This is a genomic window from Bacteroides sp. MSK.18.37 (assembly GCF_019129155.2).
GTDB lineage: Bacteria > Bacteroidota > Bacteroidia > Bacteroidales > Bacteroidaceae > Bacteroides > Bacteroides ovatus.
Window position 1 is genome coordinate 23,848 of record NZ_JAHOIB020000004.1, and the last position, 6,811, is coordinate 30,658.

At 36.9% G+C, this 6,811-nt stretch carries 8 protein-coding genes; all 8 read left to right on the plus strand.

The window, feature by feature from the left end:
- Positions 1–18: 18 nt before the first annotated feature.
- Complete coding sequence (locus KSX81_RS29005) at positions 19–360, plus strand: hypothetical protein (protein ID WP_217726054.1); 342 nt, start codon at positions 19–21, stop codon at positions 358–360.
- Between the two features lie 8 nt (positions 361–368).
- A complete protein-coding gene (locus tag KSX81_RS29010; RefSeq protein WP_254884257.1) occupies positions 369–668 on the plus strand; it encodes a hypothetical protein in 300 nt (99 codons plus the stop codon).
- Complete coding sequence (locus tag KSX81_RS29015) at positions 665–3,286, plus strand: TraG family conjugative transposon ATPase (RefSeq protein ID WP_217726052.1); 2,622 nt, start codon at positions 665–667, stop codon at positions 3,284–3,286. The genes KSX81_RS29010 and KSX81_RS29015 overlap by 4 nt, the downstream gene beginning before the upstream one ends.
- A complete protein-coding gene (locus tag KSX81_RS29020) occupies positions 3,279–3,494 on the plus strand; it encodes a hypothetical protein (protein ID WP_217726051.1) in 216 nt (71 codons plus the stop codon). Before KSX81_RS29015 ends, KSX81_RS29020 begins: the two co-directional genes overlap by 8 nt.
- Positions 3,495–3,510: 16 nt before the next feature.
- The gene (locus tag KSX81_RS29025; RefSeq protein ID WP_217726050.1) at positions 3,511–4,107 is read left to right on the plus strand and encodes a DUF4141 domain-containing protein; all 597 of its coding nucleotides are present in this window, start codon (positions 3,511–3,513) and stop codon (positions 4,105–4,107) included.
- A gap of 13 nt (positions 4,108–4,120) precedes the next feature.
- Positions 4,121–5,170: a hypothetical protein gene (locus KSX81_RS29030; protein ID WP_217726049.1), complete on the plus strand. Its 1,050-nt coding sequence runs from the start codon at positions 4,121–4,123 to the stop codon at positions 5,168–5,170.
- Positions 5,171–5,191: 21 nt separating this feature from the next.
- A complete protein-coding gene (locus tag KSX81_RS29035) occupies positions 5,192–5,827 on the plus strand; it encodes a hypothetical protein (protein WP_217726048.1) in 636 nt (211 codons plus the stop codon).
- 4 nt (positions 5,828–5,831) lie between these two features.
- Positions 5,832–6,811, plus strand: a 980-nt coding sequence (gene traM / locus KSX81_RS29040) for a conjugative transposon protein TraM (RefSeq protein ID WP_332058951.1), incomplete at its 3' end; no start/stop codon positions are given.

The following is a 6,811-nucleotide window of genomic DNA, read 5'->3' on the forward strand; positions in this document are numbered from 1 at the left end:
AAATTAAATTTAAACAGTATGATGTATTATTTAAGACAGTCGTTTGATTTTGTATCTAATCACAAACGTTTATTTATGATTCTGGGTTTGTTCCTGTTTACGTTTGTTCTTGTTCCAGAAATCGCTGATGCACAAACAAGCTCAATCAAAATCAGTAGTCTTGCTGATGTTGAATCCAAAGCAGAGGAAGGTTCTACAACGATTTTGAATATCGCTAAATATGTTCTTGGTGCGGTTCTTGGTGTTGCTCTTATATTCGTGATATATGCACTTGCGACTAATAATCCCCATGCGAAAGAATACTTGCTTGGCTGGATTATTGCGGTTGCAGTTATTATGGTTGCATTCCTGATAATATAATGAGAACTATGAGAAAAATAAATAGACCAATCCGGTTCTTTGGACTTTCTTCAGGACAGTTTGGTCTATTTATGTTAGCAAATGCTTTGATAATAATCGTCTTTGTATTTAAGCATGTACATCCGATTATTGTAATATCTGTTATGGGAGCTATATTTTTCGGTTCTGGTGTTCTGTTTAAGAATCTAAAGCGAGAACATAAAGCTGGAAATCCTAACTACTTGTCGAGTTTATCTATCAAATCAGCTACACCTAAGAAGATTGTAGATAAACATAAGGTTTTTAATTTTATAATGAAGAAGAAATGACGACAATAATTATATCTGCCTTAATTCTGTGCGGTATCGTTATTCTGTTGACCTTGCTTTTTATGCGTCCTTCTGAAATTCTCGTTTCTGATAAAGCTGTTGATTTATCTTCTGTTATGCCTATACAGACAATTACGGATAACGTGATTATAAACGGGAATGGAGATATGACCATAGGATATAGAATGTTTCTTCCGGAAGTATTTACACTTTCAGAAGATGATGCGAAATATATCCATGAACGTTTGGAAGGATTGTTCAAGATGCTGCCAGCCGGAACGATTGTTCATCAGCAATGCTTCTATTATGTAGGTCAATACGAAAGTGACGAATTTTCCATAAATCCCCTGAAGGCCGAGAGTCTGAAGTATTTCAGGGATAAACAGGTTATTAATAGTTATACAAATTTGTATATAACTTTTGCTGATACAAACCTGAAGAAAACTGTACGTAAAAACTCTTCTAACACCTCATTATTGAGGAAATTCAACTATCCATTTAAACAACCATATAAAGACTATGAAAAAAGATTGGAAGATATAGAACCTTTCATCTTGAACTTTGAAAATGGGTTATCGTCAATAACTCAATTTGAAATTAAAAAGATGGATAGTAAGGATTTGAACAATGCGGTCTTTGACTTTCTGAATGTCTCATACGCTAAGCCCACAGAAGATGCAACAAAAGAATCTGTCAGTCCGATAATGGTAACCCCGGCTGGAGACATGAAGGTTGGCAAAGAATACGTTGCTATGTTGTCTTTAACAGTAGAAGGAGAAAACTTGTATGAGCTTAATGTTCCCAACACTGGTAAATCAAGGTCTTTTGGTACGAATGTTGAACTGCCGGAGAACATTAGAAGTAAGTGTTCAATGCTATATCCTGTAGGATTGGGGCTACCATTTGACCATGTAGTTAATGTAGTGATAGAGATAACAGATACGGATTCTACGGTAACGGCCATCAAAGCTGAAAAAAACGGACTTAACTATCTGACAAACTTCTATCCTCCGGCTGCCGACAAACAGCGTGAGCAGGAAGAGTTTTGTGATGAGATAACTAGATTTGACTATCAGACTGCATATACAGCATTTAATGTGATAGTTAATGATTCTGACCGTTCTTCTCTTATTCGTAAAATATCCTTGATACAACAAGGATTCAGTTTCATGAATCAGAGTTCTTGTTACGTTGAAAATGCAGAATTATGCAATCTGTTTTTCGCAAATATTCCGGGTAATGCTCGTGCAAATTACAGAGGGTTTGTAAATACGACAAAGCAGGCTGTTTGCTATTTGCAAAAAGACAGTACTTACCTTTCTGATATGAAAGGTCATTTGTATAATGACCGTTTTGGAAATCCTGTATTGATTAATCTGTGGGATAATAAGGCTTTGAACAACAGAAATAAGATTGTTATTGGGCCGTCCGGTTCCGGAAAGTCCTTCTGGCTGAACAATTATATCTACCAGTCTTATGAACTGGGTAACGATATAACAATTATCGATATTGGTGGTTCGTATCGTTCAATGATAAATCTAAACCGTGGAAAGTATTTTGATTCTACGAATCAAAAACAGTTTGCCTTCAATCCGTTCTTGTGTGACAGAGATAAAACCGGCAGATATATTTACATTGATAAATCAGACCAAGAATCAGCCGAGGACTTGATAAAAACAATCTGTACGATTTTATCGTATATCTGGAAAAGGAACAATGCTATGGAGCCTTCAGAAGCGGCCATTCTGAGAAAGTCCGTTATTGCCTTTTATGAATACGTTAATAATTCATCTGTTGATGGAACCAGTGAGCGTATTTTCCCGAACATGATAGAATACCGGAAGTTCTTACAAAATGTGTTTGCCGAGAAAATGTCTGAATACGAAAAACGCAAGTTTGAGATAGAAGAAGTCGTTTTACTTTTGGAACCTTACACGGAAGGAGAACTAAGTTTCCTACTGAATGCAAAAGAGAATGTAGATATTATCAATGATGATTTGATTGCATTTGATATGGAAGATGCAGCTAAAAAGGAATACTTTCCTCTTGTTGTAATCATTACTCTTCAAATGGTTATTGATAAGATTAAGAAGCGTGAAGGCGTTAACAAGGAGCTGATTATCGATGAAGCACTTGATTTCTTGAATGATAGTAAGTTCGGAGATTTTATCGCTTACTTGTACCGTACTTTTCGTAAAAAGGATGGTGCTATCACGATTGCCGCACAAAATGTTTTGTTCCTGAAGAATTGTCCCCCACAAATTAAGGACTCAATTCTTATCAACTGTGATACAAAAATAATACTGGACCATTCAAGCTATAGAATGGAGTTACCTAATTTGCGTGATGTCTTATCTATATCAGAGGATGAAATCAATATGATAGATTCGCTTCAAACCCGTATGGTAGATGATAATACAACAAAGTGGAAGGAGTTTTTTATCAAACTGGGTAATAATCCTTTCGTATTTAGAAATGAAGTTTCACCGTTCGCTGCTGCTGCTTTCGATTCAAGACAGAAAACGGTTGTCCGGCTAAAGCAATTATTTGAAGAAACCGGTTCGACATACGCAGCTATAAACAGGCTATTAGAAGAAAGGAGAAAACAATATGGATGATGCAACTGAAGGATTGACTGAAATAAATTCTTGGGCCACAGACTTTGGTACGACTTCAAATAATGTAGCTGGTCCTATTGCTGCTGCAATGCTTGGAGTATCGTTGGTTTTTGTTGTATGGGCTCTAGCTACGAAAAAGGAAAATGCTAAAACCTATTTGATTGCATGGTTGGTAGCATTAGTATTTACAATGGCATTTATTTTATAACTAAACTTATAAAAGTATGAAGAATAAGATATTGACAATTTTCTTTGCGCTGGCTTTATGTTGCTCATTCTCACAGAAAGCAAATGCACAATGGGTAGTTAACGACCCGGCACATATGGGAATGAATGCCGCTGAATGGGCGACCAACGTTAAAAAATGGATTGAACAAGTTAATGAAATGGTAGATGCTCAGAAATTGCGTGAAGGACTCCAGAAGATTGAAAAACTGAATCAGCTACAGTCTTTAGTTGAGTTGGCGGACTTACTGGATGATGTTGCTTGTCTAAGTAGCGACTATCAGTTCTATATGAATATTGGGGGACATTATCACTGTTTGAAATTTCTGAATTTCCAACAGGTGACCGTAAATCTGAATCTCAGTACAGACCTATTGTTCAAGGTTGCGACAGTAGCCGATTTTTTCAGTATGAACTCAGAAGGGCGTATATCCTTCGTTGCTGATGTAAGAGAGGCGTTAGAAGCTGCATCCAAAGAAATGAAAGAGTTTAACGAGATTGTACGAACTGAAATTATTAAAGAATCTGTAAATAATCATACAGGCAAAACTTACTATAGTGGTAAACTAGCTGCATTTACCCGATATACAAACTAATGTGTAAAGTGTTATGAACGGACAAGATGTTTTTTTGTGGGGGTTAGAAATTACTGATTCCCTTACGATGGAGTTAACGGCCCAAATGACCGTGATAGCTCTCGGTGTTGCGGTTATTTGTTTTATCTGTAACATGGCATATAACTATCTGTATCATGGTGCTAGCCAATTACTAACACCGGACGAAAACAAGTTTCCGGACTTGATGGAAATTGCTCGATGTTTTGCTCTTATGTTCTGCCTATCATTGTACACGCCCATAGCAAAAACAATCGTTGGAACGTTGGAAGTCATTAATGAGGCTACATCCCTGACTTCAGACCGTGCGCAGGAATTTGCAGATTTTATGGAAAAGTCAGCTTCAGACCAGCAGCAAATGATAGTAGAATATGAAAAAACCTCTTTGCAATCAGAAGTAAATGCTGGTGCGGACCCTGAAGGTGCAAAACAAAAAGAGTTAACCAATATGGAACAGGATAATCGTGTTGATGAATCTGCATCTACATTGAAAAAAATCCTTACCCTGCTTAATCCGGCTAATTTCGTGGCAATGGTGATACATGCTATATCCGCTCTGTTGGTTGCGGCCATACAGGTGATTATACTGGGTATTGGTGTTGTTATCGTTAAAATACTTGTGATTCTGGGCCCGTTTGTTTTCGCTGTCAGCATCCTGCCGGTTTTCCAAAAACAACTGGCCAACTGGTTTGGTACATTGTGTTCTGTAGGAATGGTATTTACCGTTATCAATATTCTGAATCAAATAATGTGGTTCACTTTCAAGAACGTTTATAATGCGGATTCTTTCAACCTCGCTGATGAAGTGACGAAACAGCAACAGTATTTAGGAATGGACTTGGCAATAATCGGTTCCTATTGTTGTTGCTTCTGGCTGGCTAGTAAGATTGTAGGTCATGGTGATGCTGGTAGAATCATATCTAAAACCGTTTCGATTGTAACAACTGCTGCAACGATGGCATTTGCCGGTAAAGCACTTGCTTCGGGTGCTACAAATATATCCTCTGCTGCTTCTCTAGGAAAGAGTACAATAGCAGAAAAATGATAAAAAGAAAGGAGTAGTAAAATGGATTTAATGAAATTCAAAACAGTAGACTATGCTTTCAAAATGACTGTATTAGTGTCTGCTATATGTTGCTTGATAATGGGGATTGCATTTGTAGTTTCATCTATCTATTTATCAAATAAGATAGATTCAGTTCTGACAAAAGCACTTGTTTTCGATACCTCCGGACAGGTCTATAGTGCGACTTCCATTAATGCTGTTGACATGCGAAAGTATGAATATGAGGACCATGTAAAAAGATTCGTGAATCTCTGGTATTCTTTTGATGAAAGCACTTATGAAAGGAATATTGAAGAAGCTCTGCATCTTATAGGAAATCAAGGGAAAATATTAGTCAATGAATATAATGATGTGAACATGCTAAATTCTTTGATTCAAAAGAATTTAAGGTATGGGATAATTATTAAGGATTTACATATAGATATGCAAACAATACCGGTATCTGGAGAAATACTATTTACGCAGACAGGCTATCGTGCTAAAGGTAGTATTGCTCGTGATATATCCGCAAAGTTCACATTATACGATGTTTCCCGTTCTGCTGAAAACTCACATGGGGTTAAAATAGACAGTTGGGAAGTCAGATATTCCGAACCGAGAGAAATAACAGAAGCTGAAGAACAATTAAATGATTAATACTATGGCAAGTTTTAAGGACCTATTAAAAGATAAAAACAAGCTGCTAATGCTTGTCCCATTGGTGTTAGGTATCTTGTTTTTTATCGTTTTCTTCGGTAAAAACACTCAATCCGTAAAAGAAGCTGAAGAAGTTAACCAGTCTATCTTGGAACCTGAATCTGAAGGGGAAAAGAAGATTGAAAACAAACTGGATGCATACAAAAAAGAAAAGGAAGAGAACGAAAGAAGAAAACGAGAACTGGAAGAATCTAAGGTAAAGGGTAGTGACTTCTATTTCGATATGCAATCTTCTGAAGAAGAGAAAATGAAGAGTAGGATTGAAAAAATGAAGAAAGACCCATTATCTGAGGTTACAAGCGAATACACAGACGGAAATAAAGGTGGTTTTTCTGCGAAGATGCGTCAGCAGTTGAGCGAAATCGAGGACCAGGAAACTTTCGACCAAATTGTCAAGGATGCACAAAAGGAAGAAAGGATAAGAAAAGAGCTGGAAGAAAACGCAAAATTCCGGGATGAAATGCGAAAAAAATATATGGCTCAGTCAGAACCGAAAGAAATTCTTCCGAAAGTAAAAGAAGAAGAAGTGAAAGAAGTTGTGCAACCGGTATCTGAAGATACAGTACAATCCAGATTCATTGTAGAGAATGGTAAGCGTAAAAGACGTTCTCAATTTTCTATACCAAAGAAAACCAATCTTATAAAAGCGGCCATATATGGAGACCAGACCATAGTAAGTGGTAGTGCTGTCAAGATGCGTTTATTGGAGCCTCTTTTGGTTGGTGGTATAGAAATTCCAGCAAACACTATTTTCTATGGAAACGCTTCTGTTGGTAGTAGCAGATTAAAAATATCTGTGGAAAATATTAGATATGGGAAATACATAAGTCCTGTTTCTTTTACTGTTTTCGATTCGGATGCTATAGAGGGATTAAACCTACCAAACAATATGAAGGCTGAAGCTGCAAGAAGGATGGAACAAGG